The following is a 291-nucleotide window of genomic DNA, read 5'->3' as shown; positions in this document are numbered from 1 at the left end:
CGAGCATGAAGACCGTGAATCCGCAGACCGCGGCGAGGCTCCGAGGCGTCCCGAGCAGCTCCTCGGCGATCGCCGCCCGGACCCGCTTCCTGACTACGGGCCGTCGGAGCTGCCGAACTCGTCGGAACCGTTCGGAACGTGACACGGCCGCCGGTCGGAGCGCGAGGACCTAAAATCCGCCTGTCCCGGTCGATTATCAATCGCGGTGTTTTGCGAGACACCTTTTTCAACGGATGAGGAGTCATCACGACTATGACCGACGAGGACGCCGAGCGTTCCGCCCCCCGATCC

1 pseudogene is annotated in these 291 nt (G+C 64.9%); it reads right to left on the bottom strand.

Annotation, left to right across the window (positions count from 1 at the left end):
- Positions 1-145: pseudogene (locus EXE44_RS21750) on the bottom strand (DUF1405 domain-containing protein); the annotation flags it as partial.
- Positions 146-291: the final 146 nt, after the last annotated feature.

The sequence above is a fragment of the Halorubrum sp. SS7 genome, assembly GCF_005435055.1.
Taxonomy (GTDB): domain Archaea; phylum Halobacteriota; class Halobacteria; order Halobacteriales; family Haloferacaceae; genus Halorubrum; species Halorubrum salinarum.
This window is presented reverse-complemented; position numbering and strand designations above follow the sequence as displayed.